Annotated in this window: 21 protein-coding genes; 7 read left to right on the top strand and 14 right to left on the bottom strand. The window is 37.6% G+C overall.

Annotated features, from left to right (window positions below; all coding sequences use genetic code 11):
- Nucleotides 1-3: 3 nt before the first annotated feature.
- From rplE to NZD88_RS10500, 14 genes are all read right to left on the bottom strand, one after another.
- Nucleotides 4-555, bottom strand: a complete 552-nt coding sequence (gene rplE, locus NZD88_RS10565) for a 50S ribosomal protein L5 (protein WP_034738769.1) — start codon at nt 553-555, stop codon at nt 4-6.
- A 13-nt stretch (nt 556-568) separates the two neighbouring features.
- On the bottom strand, nt 569-895 hold the full coding sequence (gene rplX, locus NZD88_RS10560) for a 50S ribosomal protein L24 (RefSeq protein ID WP_169236372.1): 327 nt from the start codon (nt 893-895) through the stop codon (nt 569-571).
- A gap of 22 nt (nt 896-917) precedes the next feature.
- On the bottom strand, nt 918-1286 hold the full coding sequence (rplN, locus tag NZD88_RS10555) for a 50S ribosomal protein L14 (RefSeq protein ID WP_007839504.1): 369 nt from the start codon (nt 1284-1286) through the stop codon (nt 918-920).
- A 2-nt stretch (nt 1287-1288) separates the two neighbouring features.
- Entirely contained in the window at nt 1289-1546 is a 258-nt protein-coding gene (gene rpsQ, locus NZD88_RS10550; RefSeq protein ID WP_053073319.1) for a 30S ribosomal protein S17, read from the bottom strand.
- Nucleotides 1547-1557: 11 nt separating this feature from the next.
- Nucleotides 1558-1746, bottom strand: coding sequence for a 50S ribosomal protein L29 (rpmC, locus tag NZD88_RS10545; RefSeq protein WP_034738775.1), 189 nt, complete (start codon nt 1744-1746; stop codon nt 1558-1560).
- An 11-nt stretch (nt 1747-1757) separates the two neighbouring features.
- The gene (rplP, locus tag NZD88_RS10540) at nt 1758-2183 is read right to left on the bottom strand and encodes a 50S ribosomal protein L16 (RefSeq protein ID WP_034738777.1); all 426 of its coding nucleotides are present in this window, start codon (nt 2181-2183) and stop codon (nt 1758-1760) included.
- 98 nt (nt 2184-2281) lie between these two features.
- A complete protein-coding gene (gene rpsC, locus NZD88_RS10535) occupies nt 2282-3034 on the bottom strand; it encodes a 30S ribosomal protein S3 (protein ID WP_259829112.1) in 753 nt (250 codons plus the stop codon).
- Between the two features lie 7 nt (nt 3035-3041).
- A complete protein-coding gene (gene rplV / locus NZD88_RS10530) occupies nt 3042-3440 on the bottom strand; it encodes a 50S ribosomal protein L22 (protein ID WP_034702853.1) in 399 nt (132 codons plus the stop codon).
- 2 nt (nt 3441-3442) lie between these two features.
- Complete coding sequence (rpsS, locus tag NZD88_RS10525) at nt 3443-3721, bottom strand: 30S ribosomal protein S19 (RefSeq protein ID WP_034702850.1); 279 nt, start codon at nt 3719-3721, stop codon at nt 3443-3445.
- A gap of 2 nt (nt 3722-3723) precedes the next feature.
- Complete coding sequence (gene rplB / locus NZD88_RS10520; protein ID WP_034702846.1) at nt 3724-4545, bottom strand: 50S ribosomal protein L2; 822 nt, start codon at nt 4543-4545, stop codon at nt 3724-3726.
- Nucleotides 4546-4567: 22 nt separating this feature from the next.
- Nucleotides 4568-4858, bottom strand: coding sequence for a 50S ribosomal protein L23 (gene rplW / locus NZD88_RS10515; RefSeq protein ID WP_073330053.1), 291 nt, complete (start codon nt 4856-4858; stop codon nt 4568-4570).
- A 3-nt stretch (nt 4859-4861) separates the two neighbouring features.
- The gene (gene rplD / locus NZD88_RS10510; protein ID WP_111957081.1) at nt 4862-5491 is read right to left on the bottom strand and encodes a 50S ribosomal protein L4; all 630 of its coding nucleotides are present in this window, start codon (nt 5489-5491) and stop codon (nt 4862-4864) included.
- On the bottom strand, nt 5482-6108 hold the full coding sequence (gene rplC / locus NZD88_RS10505) for a 50S ribosomal protein L3 (RefSeq protein WP_034738787.1): 627 nt from the start codon (nt 6106-6108) through the stop codon (nt 5482-5484). The genes rplD and rplC overlap by 10 nt, the downstream gene beginning before the upstream one ends.
- A gap of 248 nt (nt 6109-6356) precedes the next feature.
- Entirely contained in the window at nt 6357-7121 is a 765-nt protein-coding gene (locus NZD88_RS10500; RefSeq protein WP_259829109.1) for a DeoR/GlpR family DNA-binding transcription regulator, read from the bottom strand.
- A gap of 117 nt (nt 7122-7238) precedes the next feature.
- Between NZD88_RS10500 and NZD88_RS10495 the strand changes: the two genes are divergently transcribed.
- From NZD88_RS10495 to NZD88_RS10465, 7 genes are all read left to right on the top strand, one after another.
- On the top strand, nt 7239-8837 hold the full coding sequence (locus NZD88_RS10495) for a glycerol-3-phosphate dehydrogenase/oxidase (RefSeq protein WP_259829108.1): 1599 nt from the start codon (nt 7239-7241) through the stop codon (nt 8835-8837).
- 11 nt (nt 8838-8848) lie between these two features.
- Nucleotides 8849-10345, top strand: a complete 1497-nt coding sequence (glpK, locus tag NZD88_RS10490) for a glycerol kinase GlpK (protein ID WP_169236375.1) — start codon at nt 8849-8851, stop codon at nt 10343-10345.
- Nucleotides 10346-10369: 24 nt separating this feature from the next.
- Nucleotides 10370-11101 carry an MIP/aquaporin family protein gene (locus NZD88_RS10485; RefSeq protein WP_169236376.1) on the top strand — a complete coding sequence of 244 codons (732 nt, stop codon included), beginning with the start codon at nt 10370-10372 and terminating at the stop codon, nt 11099-11101.
- 10 nt (nt 11102-11111) lie between these two features.
- Nucleotides 11112-11912, top strand: a complete 801-nt coding sequence (locus NZD88_RS10480; RefSeq protein WP_259829106.1) for a hypothetical protein — start codon at nt 11112-11114, stop codon at nt 11910-11912.
- 606 nt (nt 11913-12518) lie between these two features.
- Complete coding sequence (locus NZD88_RS10475) at nt 12519-12938, top strand: hypothetical protein (RefSeq protein ID WP_259829105.1); 420 nt, start codon at nt 12519-12521, stop codon at nt 12936-12938.
- The gene (locus NZD88_RS10470; RefSeq protein WP_259829104.1) at nt 12935-13906 is read left to right on the top strand and encodes a hypothetical protein; all 972 of its coding nucleotides are present in this window, start codon (nt 12935-12937) and stop codon (nt 13904-13906) included. The genes NZD88_RS10475 and NZD88_RS10470 overlap by 4 nt, the downstream gene beginning before the upstream one ends.
- Nucleotides 13907-13996: 90 nt before the next feature.
- A complete protein-coding gene (locus tag NZD88_RS10465; RefSeq protein ID WP_259829103.1) occupies nt 13997-16723 on the top strand; it encodes a hypothetical protein in 2727 nt (908 codons plus the stop codon).
- Nucleotides 16724-16753 lie beyond the last annotated feature (30 nt).

Below are 16753 nucleotides of genomic sequence, written 5' to 3'. Positions count from 1 at the left end.
TTCTTAGTTCTTTTTAAATGGTAAACCGAAGTGAGTTAATAATGCTTTCGCTTCTTTATCTGTTTTCGCACTTGTTACGAAAGTGATGTCCATCCCTTGGATTTTTTTCACTTTGTCAATTACGATCTCAGGAAAGATAATCTGCTCAGTAATACCTAAGTTGTAGTTACCTCTACCATCGAACCCGTCTGCTTTGATACCAGAAAAATCTCTGATACGTGGTAAAGCAGAAGAAGTAAGTCTGTCTAAGAATTCATACATTTTATGAGCTCTCAATGTTACTTTAGCACCTACAGGCATACCTTTTCTCAATTTGAAAGCCGCTTCGTCTTTCTTAGAGATAGTACCTACTGCTTTCTGACCAGTAATCATTGTTAATTCTTCTACAGCATAATCAATGATTTTCTTGTCTGCAGTGGCATCACCTAACCCTTGAGATAGGATGATTTTTTCCAATTTAGGTACCTGCATTACAGATTTGTAGCCAAATTCTTCCATCATTGCAGGAACAATTTTCTCTCTGTATATATTTTTGGGTCTTGCTATAAATTCCATGTGTTAATTCAAATTATAAAGTTTCACCCGTTTTTTTATCGATTCTCACTTTCTTATCTCCCTCGATTTTGTAACCGATTTTAACAGCTTTTCCGTCTTTACCAACTAAAGCTATGTTTGAGATATGAATAGAAGCTTCCTTTTCAGTGATTCCACCTTGAGGGTTAGAAGCTGAAGGCTTAACGTGTTTTTTAACGATGTTAAGACCTGCAACGATAACTCTAGGATCTTTTCCTTCTTTTTTGATCACTTCAATAACTTCACCTGTTTTACCTTTGATATCTTTCTTACCAGTAGTAATGATGACGTTATCTCCTCTTTTTATTTTTAACTTTGACATTTTCTTTTAAAAATTTTTAAAATTAAAGTACTTCAGGAGCTAATGAAATGATTTTCATATATTCTTTGTCTCTCAACTCACGAGCAACAGGTCCGAAAACACGTGTTCCTCTCATTTCTCCCGCTGCGTTTAGTAATACACAAGCATTGTCTTCAAATTTGATGTATGAACCATCTTTTCTTCTAACTGCTTTTTTAGTTCTTACTACTACTGCTTTAGATACCTGACCTTTTTTAGCATTCCCTGAAGGTGTAGAATCCTTGATAGTAACAACGATTTTATCACCAACTGAAGCATATCTTCTTCTGGTTCCTCCCAGAACTCTGATAACTAGTACTTCTTTTGCACCTGTGTTATCAGCAACTTTTAATCTTGATTCTGTTTGTAACATTATTACTTAGCTTTTTCAATGATTCTTACTAATCTCCATCTCTTGCTCTTGCTCAAAGGTCTAGTTTCTTGGATAAGAACTGTATCTCCCTCTGTGCATTCGTTGTTCTCGTCGTGTGCAGTATATTTTTTCGTTTTCAAAACGAATTTACCGTACATCGGGTGTTTCACTCTCGTAGTCTCACTTACAACAATGGTCTTTTCCATTTTATTGCTGGAAACTATTCCGATTCTTTCTTTTCTTAAGTTTCTTTCCATAATGTATGAAAATCTTATTGTTGTTTAGTGGTTAACTCAGTGTTTAGTCTAGCGATCGATCTTCTCAAATCTCTGATTTGAATCGGGTTTTCAATTGGACTGATCTTGTGAGCCAATTTCAGTTTTGAATATTGAGTTGTTAATTCAGCAAGTTTTGCTTGAATATCACCCGCGCTTAAATTTTTAATATCAGCTTGTTTCATTGTATCAAAGATTATAGAGGTTTAACAAAATCGTTAGCAACTACGAATTTAGTAACTACCGGTAATTTTTGTGCAGCAAGTCTTAAAGCTTCCTTAGCAATCTCGTAAGATACACCTCCGATTTCGAACATGATCTTACCTGGTTTCACTACAGCTACCCAATATTCCACAGCACCTTTACCTTTACCCATACGTACTTCAGCTGGTTTCTTAGTAATTGGCTTATCCGGGAATATTTTGATCCATAGTTGGCCTTCTCTCTTCATATATCTTGTCGCAGCGATACGAGCAGCTTCAATTTGTCTTGCAGTGATCCAAGCACCTTCTATAGCTTTGATTCCAAATGTTCCGTATGCCAGTTGATTACCTCTTTGAGCAATCCCCTTCATCTTCATCTTGTGAACTCTACGGAATTTGGTTCTTTTTGGTTGTAACATAATTTCTAAATTTTAGATTTTAGATTTTAGATTTTAGATTTTTTATATTTTAAAAAAGTAACGGTAATTTAAAATTCAAAATTTCTAACCTAAAATTTTTAATTATTATTGTTATTATTGTTATTATTCTTTCTAGGTCTTCTGTTATCTCTGTCTCCACCTCTGTTTCCGCCTCCTGCAGGACCTCCTTTCTTCTGTTGTCCCACTAGTGGAGAAAGTTCTCTTTTACCGTAAACTTCCCCTTTCATGATCCAAACTTTCACTCCTAGTCTACCATAAGTAGTGTGAGCTTCAGCCCAGTGATAATCGATATCAGCTCTGAAAGTAGACAAAGGAATTCTTCCGTCTTTGAAAGATTCGCTTCTTGCCATTTCAGCACCGTTCAATCTACCAGAGATTTGAACTTTGATACCTTCAGCACCCATTCTCATTGTACTAGCAATTGCCATTTTAACAGCTCTTCTGTAAGAGATTCTGTTTTCAATTTGCTTAGAGATGCTGTCAGCCACCAATACTGCATCAAGCTCAGGTCTTTTGATTTCGAAAATGTTGATTTGAATATCCTTACCTGTAAGTTTCTTCAATTCTTCTTTTAATTTATCAACTTCCTGACCTCCTTTACCGATGATAAGTCCCGGTCTAGCAGTAGTAATAGTTACTGTAACTAATTTTAAAGTTCTTTCAATATAAATTTTTGAAATACCACCTTTAGATAATCTAGCTTCAAGATATCTTCTGATTTTGTAGTCTTCAGCGATTCTGTCTCCATAATCTTTACCACCAAACCAGTTAGAATCCCATCCTCTGATTATACCTAATCTGTTACCAATTGGATTTGTCTTCTGTCCCATACCTTGATTAATTTTCTTTATTACCTAAGATTAATGTAATGTGGTTTGATCTTTTTCTGATTCTATACCCTCTACCTTGTGGAGCTGGTCTTAGTCTCTTCAATTGTCTTGCACTGTCTACAAAAATTTCTTTAACGATAAGATTAGCTTCTTCGATATCAGCACCTTCGTTTTTAGCTTGCCAGTTGGCCATTGCTGAAAGTAAGACTTTTTCTAACTTGTTAGAAGCGTCTTTTTTAGAATATTTTAGGATGTATAAAGCTTTGTCTACTTCTACTCCTCTGATGATATCAGCTACTAATCTCATCTTTCTTGGAGAAGAAGGGCAATCGTTATGTAATGCTTTTACTACATCTTGATTTGTCAATTTACGTGCTAATGCACTTTCTCTTTTTCTTGATCCCATGATTATCTACTTCCTTTGTTTTTATTACCACCATGACCTCTGAAAGATCTTGTTGGAGAAAATTCGCCTAACTTGTGACCAACCATGTTTTCTGTAACATAAACAGGGATAAAAGATTTCCCGTTGTGTACAGCAATAGTTTGTCCTACGAAGTCTGGAGAGATCATAGACGCTCTAGACCAAGTTTTGATAACTGTCTTCTTACCAGACTCTATGTTTGTCTGAACCTTCTTATCTAAAGTATGATGAATGAATGGTCCTTTTTTAAGTGATCTTGCCATAATTATTTACGTTTAGATATGATATGACGGTTAGACGCTTTGTTTTTCTTTCTGGTTTTGTAACCTTTAGCAGGCATACCATTTCTAGATCTTGGGTGACCTCCAGAAGAACGACCTTCACCACCTCCCATTGGGTGATCTACAGGGTTCATTACTACTGGTCTAGTTCTAGGTCTTCTACCTAACCATCTGCTTCTACCAGCCTTACCTGAAACAGTTAACTGATGATCAGAGTTAGAAACAGATCCAATCATTGCATAACATTCAGTAAGGATCATTCTAGATTCTCCTGAAGGCAATTTGATGATGGCATATTTTCCGTCTCTTGAAGTTAATTGAGCTGAAGAACCAGCACTTCTTGCTAAAATTGCACCTTGTCCAGGCTTCATTTCAACACAAGAAATAACAGTACCCAATGGAATGTTTTTCAATTTCATTGCGTTACCGATGTTCGGTTCTACGCTTTCACCTGAAACTACCTTTTGATCTACTTTGATACCGTTTGGAGCGATGATATATCTCTTCTCTCCGTCTGCGTACTCTAATAAAGCGATAAATGCAGTTCTGTTTGGATCATATTCTACAGTTTTTACCGTTGCTTCAACATCATGCTTGTTTCTTTTGAAGTCGATAATTCTGTATTTCTTTTTGTGTCCACCTCCGGTGTAACGCATGGTCATTTTACCAGTTTGGTTACGTCCACCTGACTTACTAATACCAACGGTTAGAGACTTCTCTGGTTTGTTGGTAGTAATTTCCTCAAAATTGTTTACAATTCTGAATCTCTGTCCTGGGGTGATAGGTTTTAATTTTCTAACAGACATTACTATTATTTATAATTAATAATTAATTTACAGCAAAAATATCGATTACTTCCCCTTCAGAAAGAGTGATAACCGCTTTTTTCAATTTGTTTGTCTTTCCTACTTGAAGACCTTTCTTAGTATGCTTTGAAGAAACTTTAGGCGCATAAATCATGGTTCTAACGTCTGCTACTTTCACACCGTAAGCTTGTTCTATCGCTTTTTTAATCTGGATTTTATTCGCCCTAGGATCAACTAAGAAAGAATAAGCACCTCTTAAATCTGTAAGATAGTTTGCTTTCTCTGAAATAACTGGTTTAATAATAAGTGACATGATTTATTTCTTTAAATTTTCCTGGAATTTTTCAACTGCACCTTCTAAGAATACGATCTCACCTGCATTCATTAAGTCATATGAACTAATTTCGTTAAAGTTCATTACTTTAGTTTTAGGTAAGTTTCTTGAAGATAAATACACATTCTTGTTAGCTTCAGGAAGAACGAATAAAGATTTTTTATCGTTCAATGCCAATGCATTTAGGATAGTGATGAAATCTTTAGTTTTAGGAGCGTTTAAGCTCATATCTTCCATTACTCTGATGCTGTTATCTCTCATTTTCTGAGATAAAACAGATTTTTTAGCCAATCTCTTAAGAGCTTTGTTCAATTTGAATCTATAGTCTCTTGGTTTTGGTCCGAATACTCTACCTCCACCTCTGAAAGTTGGAGATTTGATATCACCATATCTAGCAGAACCTGATCCTTTTTGCTTCTTAAGTTTCTTGGTAGAAGCAGTAATTTCGCTTCTTTCCTTTGATTTATGAGTCCCTTGTCTTTGTGCAGCAAGGTACTGTTTAACTTCTAGGTAAACCGCGTGCTGATTTGGCTCAATTCCGAATACTGATTCGTCTAGAGTTACTTTTCTTCCGGTCTCCTTTCCTGATGTATTTAATACTACTAGTTCCATTTTCTGATAATTACATAAGAATTTTTAGCTCCCGGAACAGCACCTTTTACTACTAAAAGATTTTGTTCTTGATCCACTTTTAATACTTGAAGGTTTTGTACAGTTACCTGCTTACCTCCCATTCTACCCGCCATTCTCATTCCTTTGAATACTCTTGAAGGATCCGATCCAGCACCGATAGAACCTGGAGCTCTAAGTCTGTTGTGCTGACCATGAGTAGCTTGCATTACACCTCCAAAGCCATGTCTTTTAACAACACCTTGGAAACCTTTACCTTTAGAAGTACCTGTTACGTCAACAAATTCACCTTCAGCGAATAAATCAACTTTTACTTCTTCTCCTACTTTTACCTCGTCTACGAATTCTCTGTAGAATTCTACCAACTTAGCTTTTGGAGCAGAACCAGCCTTTTTGAAATGGCCAGCTAACGCTTTACCTACGTTCTTTTCACTCTTGTCATCGAAACCTAACTGAACTGACTTGTAGCCGTCCTTTTCTATGGTTCTGACCTGTAAAACCGAGCATGGACCAGCTTGAATAACTGTACAAGGAATGTTTTTTCCTTCTTCGTTAAACAAAGACGTCATACCGATTTTTTTACCAATAATACCTGACATTGTTTATGTTATAATAAAATTTATCTTTCTATTTCCACATTTTTAGGAGGTCTGAAGTAATTTCTACTTTTGATATAGGCATACTACGCCCCTAAAATGGAGTGTGCAAATTTATGAATATTTTTAGAACTGACAAATATTTCGAGTAAAATATTTTGATTTTTAATCATTTAGATGATTTTGAAAAAAATCCGGATGAAATTTTCAGAGATATTATTTTGTTTTAAAAAAAGAAATTAACAAGAAGCTTATTTTACAATTACCGAAACCCCAATTTCTTCCAATCCCACTTTATCTTCATCACAAATACCGTTGTCTGTAATCAGATAATCTATTTTATCCAACGGAGCGATCTTTCCGAATCCTTTTTTATTCAGTTTCGAAGAATCACCCAGAATCACCACTTTTTCGGAACATTCTATCATCAGCTGATTCAAATGAGCTTCCGCAGCATTAGAAGTACTGATCCCAAACTCCAAATCGATCCCATCTACTCCAAGAAAGAGCTTATTGCAGGAAAACTGCCTGAGGATGGTTTCCGAAATAGATCCTACAATAGATGTAGAGCTCTTCCTCACCTCTCCCCCAAGCTGAATGATATTAATATTAGGATTATTACAGAGCTCAAGAGCAACCCTTAAAGAAGAGGTAAGAACCGTAAGCGGTCCAAAATTCACCAGCATTCTCGCAAGATAGTGCATCGTTGTACCGGAAGCCAAAATAATACAGTCATTCTCCTGGATAAGCTGCAAAGCAGCTTTCGCAATACTCTGTTTGGCTTCTACATTGATGTTTTCTTTTTCATCCACATTCCTTTCATATGCATACCTTACATGCTTACTGGCTCCTCCATGATTTCGAAAAAGCAATCCTAAGCTTTCGAGATAGTTCAGATCCTTTCGAACCGTAACCGACGAAACATTCAGCTTCTCGCACAGATCCTGTACAAGAACATGTCCCTTTTCATCAAGTTCCTTTAATATATCATCGTGCCTTGGTATCAACTTTTCCATTCTGATTCTTTCATCAAAAATACCATTTTTTTCCGAGACCGATAAAATTTCATTTATTTTCTTTTTAGTTTCATTTTTAATTTATACATTTGAAAACGAAACATAAACGAAACATTTATGAAACGAAACGAAGAAATTAGTAAATTGACCAATGTAGAGGAATGGGACTTTATTGTCATCGGAGGTGGAGCCAGTGGTCTGGGCTCAGCATTAGATGCAGCCAGCAGAGGATTTAAAACCCTGCTCCTTGAGTCCCACGATTTTGCCAAAGCAACATCCAGCCGAAGCACCAAACTAGTACACGGTGGCGTAAGATATCTGGCGCAGGGAGATGTGGGACTTGTAAAAGAAGCCCTGAAAGAAAGAGGACTTTTAGCCCAAAATGCAGCGCACGTAGTCAAAAACCAGTCATTTATTATTCCCAATTATACATGGTGGGGAGGAATCTATTATAAAATAGGATTATCTATCTACGATTTTCTTGCTGGAAAGTTAAGTCTTGGAAAAACAAAATACATCAGCAAGTCTAAAACTATTGAAAAGCTCCCGACTATTGAGCAGCACAATCTCGCAAGCGGTGTGGTGTATCAGGACGGACAATTTGATGATGCAAGATTAGCGATCAACTTATCCCAGACTCTTATCGAAAAAGGAGGAAGTGCCGTTAATTATATGAAAGTAACCGGACTTCTGAAAAATGATTCCGGAAAAATAAATGGAGTAAAAGCAGAAGATCAGTTTTCAAATCAGCAATACGAACTCCGTGCAAAAGCAGTGATCAACGCAACAGGGGTATTCACGAATGATATTCTGAATATGAATAATCCTAAGCATGGTAAATTTGTTGTCCCGAGCCAGGGTATCCATTTGGTACTAGACAAATCTTTCCTGAAAAGTGATGATGCCATCATGATTCCTAAAACATCAGACGGAAGAGTTCTCTTTGTTGTTCCTTGGCACGACAGAGCATTGGTAGGAACTACAGACACCCTTCTGGAAAACCCCAGCTTTGAACCCCACGCTCTGGAATCTGAAATTAATTTTGTTTTAAATACGGCAAGACAATATTTAGCCAAGAAACCAACGAGAGAAGATGTAAAGTCGATGTTCGCAGGATTACGACCGCTAGCCGCACCAAAAGAAGGAGGCAAAAGCACCAAAGAAGTTTCCCGAAGTCATAAAGTCATTACTTCCGATACCGGACTCGTTTCCATCATCGGAGGAAAATGGACTACCTACCGTAAAATGGCAGAAGATACCATTGACAAAGCTGTAGAGATCCTTCATTTACAGGGAGGACCTTCTCAAACAGAAAACCTGTCTATTCATGGGAATATGAAAGCAGAACTCGTTGACCGCAGCAGCCATCTTTATGTATACGGATCAGATATCCCTGCCATAAAATCCTTACAAAAAAGCAACCCCCAATATGCTCAGAAAATCCATCCGGATCACGGTTTCACGATTGCAGAAGCAGTTTGGGCTTTGAGACATGAAATGGCAGAAACCATAGAAGACATTCTCGCCCGAAGAGTCCGACTCTTATTTTTAGATGCAAGAGCTGCGATCGACAGCGCTCATACCATTGCACAGCTTATTGCCACAGAAAAAGGATATTCTCAGGAATGGGCCAACAAACAGGAAAAAGAATTTATTGAATTAGCACAAGGGTATTTATTAACCCCTTACTCTCCCAAAACTATTACTCATAATTAAAACTTTGCAGTATGAAGGAAAAATTGATTCTCGCTTTAGATCAGGGTACAACTTCCTCTAGAGCTATTTTATTCAATCACAGCGGAGCTATCGAATATATCTCCCAGAAAAATTTTGAACAGATCTACCCTACTCCAGGCTGGGTAGAACATGATCCCAATGAAATATGGTCATCCCAAATATCGGTTGCCGCAGAAATTATTGCCAAAGCCGGAATTTCCGGACTGGAAGTAGCAGCCATCGGGATCACCAACCAACGTGAAACAACGGTCGTCTGGGATAAAGAAACAGGTGAGCCCATTTATAATGCTATTGTATGGCAGGACAGAAGGACTTCAAAATACTGTGACGAATTAAAAGAACAGGGCCACGCTGAAACGATCAAAGAAAAAACAGGGCTTGTTCTGGATGCTTACTTCTCCGCTACCAAATTAAAATGGATTCTGGACAACGTAAAAGGGGCCAGGGAAAAAGCAGCAGAAGGCAAGCTTTGTTTCGGAACGGTAGACACATGGCTTGTATGGAAACTTACCCGTGGAAAAATGTTCATCACCGATGTTTCCAATGCCAGCAGAACAATGCTTCTGAACATTCATACTTTAGAATGGGATCAGGATCTTCTGGATTTATTTGATATTCCAAGGTCTGTCCTTCCTGAAGTAAAGCAGAGCAGCGAAATCTACGGCGAAACAGCAACGACTTTATTTTCTACCAAAATTCCAATTGCAGGAATTGCAGGAGATCAGCAGGCTGCTTTATTCGGACAGATGTGCATCACTCCCGGAATGGTAAAGAACACCTACGGAACAGGATGTTTCTTATTGATGAATACAGGAACGGAAGCCGTTTCCTCTAAAAACAACCTGTTAACAACTGTTGCATGGAAGATCAATGGAGAAGTAAACTATGCCCTTGAAGGAAGTGTATTTGTAGGTGGCGCAGCCATACAGTGGCTGAGAGACGGACTGAAACTTATTCATACATCAGAAGAAGTAAATGATCTGGCAGCAAGCGTTGAAGATAACGGAGGTGTTTATTTTGTACCAGCCCTTACAGGATTGGGAGCACCGTATTGGGATCAGTATGCAAGAGGAACTATTGTAGGGGTAACCCGCGGAACAACCAATGGACATATCGCAAGAGCTACTTTGGAAGGAATAGCATTTCAGGTGTATGATATCGTAAAATCCATGGAAGCAGATTCAGGAAGACCAAGTCTGGAACTCAGAGTAGATGGAGGAGCTTCTGCAAGCGATCTTCTGATGCAAATCCAGTCTGACCTTTTCGGATTCAAGATCACAAGACCAAAAACACTTGAGACCACTGCTTTAGGAGCAGCCTATCTTGCCGGTTTGGCAGTAGGATATTGGAAGGACATCAATGAAATACAATCTCAATGGGTTGTAGACGAGGATTTCCATCCAAAAGTGGATAAAGAAAAAGCCGATAATATGATCCATTTCTGGAACAAAGCTGTGAAGCGTTCTCAAAGCTGGATCGAAGATTAAATCCTTAAATAAAAAAAACTACTCATGACCCCATTTACCGCAGAACTCGTAGGAACAATGCTTCTTATATTATTAGGCAACGGCGTTGTAGCAAATGTTGTCTTAAAGGATACTAAAGGAAATAATTCAGGATGGATTGTCATTACGACCGCCTGGGCACTGGCTGTTTTCGTAGGCGTCACGGTTGCCGGGCCAGCAAGTGGCGCCCATCTGAATCCAGCTGTAACGATAGGGCTGGCTGTTGCCGGAAAATTTTCATGGGACCTGGTTCCATCTTATATTGCCGCACAGCTGCTTGGTGGAATGCTTGGAGCCTTCCTTGTCTGGCTCTTTAACAAAGACCATTTCGCAATTACAGAAGATGAAGGGGCAAAACTGGCATGTTTCAGTACCGGACCCGCGATCAGGAATACTTTTTCAAATCTGATCAGTGAGATCATCGGGACTTTTGTCCTGGTATTTGTCATCTTTCATTTTTCAGATCCCAGTATTTCGCTGAATGCAGATCCAACCGCTAAAGTAGGTCTTGGTTCCGTTGGAGCACTTCCTGTAACCTTACTGGTTTGGGCCATTGGTTTATCTTTAGGCGGAACCACCGGATATGCCATCAATCCGGCCAGAGATCTAGCCCCTAGAATCATGCATGCTATACTTCCTGTAAAAGGCAGCAGCGACTGGGGATATGCCTGGATTCCAGTTGTAGGACCTATCCTGGGCTGTATTATTGCAGCTATTCTCTATGGAATAATACATTAAAAAATACGCGATGAAAATTTTAAAAATTGCATGCCTGATCATTTTAGGCACAGGAAAACTATTCTCTCAGGAGAACGAGGGAACTCCAAAGAGCAACAGATTGGATTTTACTGCAAATATTCAAAATAACCACTTGTGGAGAGGATTGATTATTACAGACAAACCCGTAGTGATGGGAAATCTATCTTACGCTTTAGATTCTGAAAAAAAATGGAAGGTTGGGGTCTGGGGCGCTTCGGCATTAGCTGATGACAAAGATGGTACTCATTATAAGGAGATCAATTATTACATTCAATACGCTCATAACCGTTTTTATATTGGACTATGGGATCTATATAACTCAAGAAATATTAATACTGCCGTTGCTGCAGACGATATTTTCAGTTATTCACAGAGAAGAACAGCTCATATTATTGATCTGAGGACCAATTATACTTTCGGACCTTCTTTCCCAATTAATATTGAAGCAGATATTATGTTGTATGGTGGGGCGAATGCAGGAGAAGTCGTTTTAGAGAATGACGGAAGCTATAAAAAGAACAAATATTCTACCTATATTCAGGCCAGTTATCCGGTGATTGCCGGAGAGAAGGTTAACCTGGATGCTTTTGTGGGTGCCGGATTTGCTCTGAACGACCGATATTTTCTTTATGGAAATGGTAAAAACAGCTTTGATATTGTCAACGTTGGTGTAAAAGCTGGTAAAACTGTCAAAATTACGGAGCATTACAGCCTTCCGGTTTCTATGATGGCGATGTGGAATCCTTCCAATAAATATGCAAGAATTCAGCTGGCTGCAACTGTTTTCTAATCTGAATTATAACCCAATTACATACAGACCACTCCACTTCGGAGTGGTTTTTCTGATTTTGTACTGATTGAAAGATTAACCACAAAAGTTTTTATGTTAATCTTGAGTATTCCTAATTTCAAATAAATTTCCAATAACATAAGCTGATATCTGAATATTTTTTAAAACATTAAGATTAATAAGGAGATAAGGGAAATTAAGAAAAAATCAAATGATTTTTTTTCAGCTACAATTCCTAAAGCGAAGCTCACCTTAATATTCTTAAAAACTTAATGAAGCTTAATGGTTTAAGTATTCACAAATATCATCAGGTCCTCATTAACCATAAAAGTTTAATGTATTTATACACTTAAGGACACTTTAGTCGTAAAAGTTTTTAACCTGCTGAAATAGTGAGCTCAAATAAACAGAAAATCAAAGATTTTCATAAAACTTAAGTGTACTTTATATGTACAATGTATGTAACTTTAAAATAACTAAAGTGTTAAAAAACTTTTGTGACTTTTGTGGTTGATAAAGTCTAACAGTAATTACCTGAAACAAGCAATCACCGGGTTTTTACGGTTTAGTTTCTGGTTAAATATCTTTACTTTTGAAAAAAAATATATGAAAAAGATTTTCAGCTTAGTGATCTTATGCATCAGTGTTTTATCTTTTGCGCAGACGAAAGCACCTTTTGTTGGCCACAGAAGTTTCGACATTATTGAAGGATTCAGTGGATCCGGAACACCCCATTACTATCTGGATGTAAAGAAAAATGGCGATGTCTACTTTGGGTTTGTTCAGGTTAATCAGGCGGACAGAACTGAAACTACCGAAGAAGTGAATGCAGGAAAATACAATCCAAAAGTAATGAAAGTAGATTTTAAAAAATATGGTGAAAACTTTTTTGTAAAATTTGATAAGGATAACATTTACCTTACAGACAAAGAAGGAAACATCCAGAAATCTGAGGACTGCTGTTCATCAATGGAAAGCGCTACCAATGACACCTGTACCTGCGAAAGCAAACTGTATAAGGAATGAAAATATTAAAGTTTCTTTTCATCCTGCTTCTTGTAGTTTCATGTGATGGGAAAGAGAGTCACCCCTATACTTTTTACTACTGGAAAACTCAGCTTAAACTTGATCAGGATGAGAAAAAAGCATTGGATCAGGCTACAGTTCCATATGTATACACAAGATTTTTCGATATAGACAAATCCGCCGGAAAATTTCAGCCGGTTGCTGTTATTACCAAGGACAACAGTTTCCAGACAGACAAACAAATTGTACCCACTGTATTTATCACAAATCAGTCCATGTACCGTATCTCAGCAGAAGAGATCAGGTTTCTAGCGAAAAACATTCATGATCTGGTTCAAAAGAAAGCTCAGGAATATCATTTAAAAATAAATAATGAAATTCAGATCGACTGTGACTGGACGGCCGGAACAAGAAATGATTATTTTAAATTTTTAAAGGAACTGAAAAGAGTTTCCGGAAAAGAGATCACCTGTACGCTTCGCCTTCATCAGGTCAAAAATAAAAGCCAAACCGGAATTCCACCTGTAGAAAAGGTTTACCTCATGTGCTACTCTACTTCTTCACCTCTGGAAAACTCCGGTAAGAATTCTATTCTGGATGTAACGATTTTAAAAAGCTACCTTTCCAAACTGGACGATTATCCCGTTAAAAAAATTGAGGTAGCATTACCGATCTACTCCTGGGGAATTGTTACCAATCACCTTGAAAAGCATAAACTGATTAATGCCTTGTCCCGAAAAGATCTGGAAAATCCTTCATTTAAAAAGATCTCTGACCATGAGGTTGAAATTATGAAAGACGGTTTCTATTTCGGAAGTTTCCTAAGTAAAGGCTTCAGGATAAAGGTGGAAGAAATATCAGAAGAACAGCTGGAAGAGGTCGTTCATTTCCTGGAGAAAAAAATACCTGATTTTAATGTAATTTATTATCAATTAGATAGTAAATTTGTAAGTAACCGAAAATTTTAAAGTTTTTATCACCTGCTGATTCAGCGGATTATGAAGATTGAATATCATGCCGAAATTGAATTGTAAAAATAAAAAACACCCATCAACTATATGAAAAAGTATATTCTTTCACTGGCGGTCCTATCGCTTTTTTATACAAAATCTGACGCCTGCGCGTGGTCAGACCCCGATTATGAATATTTCAACCTGTTTACGCAGAGTATCATCAAGGATAAGTCTTACCTTCCTTTCCTGCTCACGTATTCAAACAGGTTCTATGGTGATTATAAAAACATGACGATTCCTGATGACAATATTGAGACGTGGAAGAAATTCTTCAACAACCAGCTCAACTATGCAGAAACAGAGAATCTGGTGTACAAAATAAGCATGAATGACCTTAATGCTTTAAAAAATGGAACACCTACCAACCCACTGTTACAGAAACTGGGTACGGGATTCTACCAAAAGTATAAAGAAGGTATTGATTATTTAATTGAAGCCAAATATCTGGAACCGTACATGAGCATTAACTATGTTGAAAGTCCGGACTCGTTTTACAGCAATGGCCCTTCTAAAAACCAAAATGCGACTTCTATTGATTACGCAAAAACGGTTAATGCCCTTACCTCTTTATATAATGCAACCAGAAATCCTGAAATCAAACAGCGTTACGGGTATCAACTGGTCCGTTTCAATCATTATACGAGAAATTATGATGCCGCACTGGAAGCTTTCAAAACGTATATAGAACCGATCAAGCAGAAAGGGACAGTCTATTTTATGGCCCTTGATCAGCTTGCGGGTGCACAGCGAGGAAAAGAAATGAACAGCGATGCGAACTGGAACTTCTTCCAGGTTTTCATGAACAGCAAAGACCGTAAGGAATCTGCTTTTGTGTCGATGAAACTTTCGGATACGGCTTCTTTCAGTAATATTATGAAAAGAGCAGGGACCAATGATGAAAAGAATATGGCATATTTCCTTTTAGGTTATGAGGGTTTTACAGATCCTATTCCCCTTATGGAAAAAATGTACGACATCAATCCGGATTCTGAGATTCTGAAAGTAATGGCAGTAAGAAGCATCAATGAACTGGAAAGAAGCTATCTGCCAATCTATTATTATACATCGGATGCAACAGACAGTCCCAATGTAATAAGAGGGAATGCAGATGACCATAATAAAGCTTCTGCAGATAAAAAATCTGAACCTGTGGAAGTAAAGAAAGAAGAAAAGCTTTCGTTCTGGCAGAAGATCGTAAGATTTTTCAAAAACCTTTTCGGAGGTTCAAAATCTGGCAGTGCGGATGGCGCTAAAAATGATCAGAGCGATGATGATCTGTTGAACAATCCTGACAGAATTCCTTTCTACACCAAATCCGGTTACGGCTATGATGAGAAAACAAAAGATTATCTGGACAGTCTGGAAAAATTCACACAGAAAACCAAAAAAGTATCTAAGGATGAATACTGGCAAATCGCAGACGCCTATCTAAAGTTTTTGAAAAAAGATTACAAGGGTAGTTCGGAGATTCTTGAAGATATCAAAACAACGAATCCGGAATACCTTGAAGAGATAAAAAGAATGAAAGTTCTGAATGATATCGTTTCTCATCCTAAGATCGATGCTGAATTCGAAGATCATCTAATGAAAGACTATGCTGATTATTTTGTAAAAAAAGAAGTAAAAAAGGACAGTACTGCTGTTTCTGATTATGATTATTATGGTGAGACTCCATCTACGGCAGACTTCCTTAAAGATGTTCTTGCCAATCGTTACTTCTTACAAGGTGAAGATGGAAAATCATTCCTGATGAGTAATAAGCTTTCTGACCTTCAGTACAATCCGAATTCAAGTTTGGTGAAAAGTGTAGAAGATTTTTATAAAAAGCCTAATAAGACTCAGTTTGAACAGCAGATCATCGCTAAGAATATGGATAATGTAGGAAACATCGATGCTTTCTTCAGTACCATCTACGGAGACAGAGCGATGAAGCAGGCAGACTTTGAAAAGGCTAAATCTTATTATGAAAAAGCTCAGGGCTTTGCAGGAATTCCAAGAATGAATTATGACTGGACGGATAAGGGTGAAAAAATCACTCCAAGACAATATGCAGCGGATGAATATAACGGATTTAAAGCTATTTCCAATCTTGTTTTCGGACATAATGTATGGGAAAGTTTCGGAAGTTCGGCCACTGAAAGTATGGCGGCTGAAGACTACTCAGGATTTCCTTTCATTAAAAGCAGCATGAATAAACTGGAACTGGCGGATGCCTTGATCCAGCTAAAAAAAATTAGCAACGGAACGGATGAAAAGGCGGCTAAAGCCAGTCAGCTTATCGGAAACTTACTGTACAATACTTCCAGCTTAGGATATTACCGTCAGTTGTTCGTGATGGATATCGACAACAGCAACGGAGGAAAGTATGATTTCTGGAATACAGACCGAAAGAATCCTTACAAGTATTATTATAAGAATTTCCTTTATACCACTTATATTGAACCGGATAATTTTGACCTTGCAATCAACTATTATCAAAAGACGCTTAAACTTTCGAAAGACAAGGAGCAGAGAGCAAGGGTTCTATTCCAGATGGCCAGTGCAGAGCAAGGAAAGTATTATCAGTATGAGGCGAAAAATGTAAAGACGATTGACTATTCAGATCCTAAATATTCTGAAAAAGAACAGGCGCATCAAACGGAACTCGACCATATCAAAAACGAGAAATACAGAACTTATTTTGCCCAATTGAAATCCCAGTATGCCGATACGGAAACAATGAAAGGGCTGTCAGGAAGCTGCAGTTATTTCGGATATTTCCTGAAAAGATAGTTTTTAACACTTATATAAAAAATAAAAAAA

Origin of the sequence: Chryseobacterium pyrolae, from assembly GCF_025153485.1 — a bacterium.
Taxonomy (GTDB): domain Bacteria; phylum Bacteroidota; class Bacteroidia; order Flavobacteriales; family Weeksellaceae; genus Chryseobacterium; species Chryseobacterium antibioticum.
This window is presented reverse-complemented; position numbering and strand designations above follow the sequence as displayed.